The sequence below is a fragment of the Halolamina salina genome (genome assembly GCF_042678005.1).
GTDB classification, from domain to species: Archaea; Halobacteriota; Halobacteria; order Halobacteriales; family Haloferacaceae; genus Halolamina; species Halolamina salina.
In genome coordinates, this window is sequence record NZ_JBHUDH010000039.1 from 16360 (window position 1) to 16625 (window position 266).

General features: G+C 77.1%; 1 pseudogene. It reads left to right on the top strand.

Annotated elements, in window-relative coordinates:
* Window positions 1-266: pseudogene (locus tag ACFR9S_RS04985) on the top strand (ABC transporter ATP-binding protein); the annotation flags it as partial.

Here is a 266-nt window from a genome sequence, read left to right on the forward strand (position 1 = left end):
CAAGCTGCTGGTCGGCCACCTCACCCCCGACTCGGGGACGGTCAGCGTCGGCGGGGAGGACGTGACCGACGCCGGCCACCGGCTCCGCGAGGTGGTGGGGTACGTCCCCGAGCACGCGGGGTTCCCGGACGCGCTCACGGGCCGGGAGGTGCTCGGCTACCACGCCCGCCTCCGCGGCGTGCCCGCGGCCGAACGCGCCGATCGACCTCGCCTTCACGAGCGGCGACGCGGGCGCGCTGATCAACGTCGCCGGCGCCGCGGTGCTG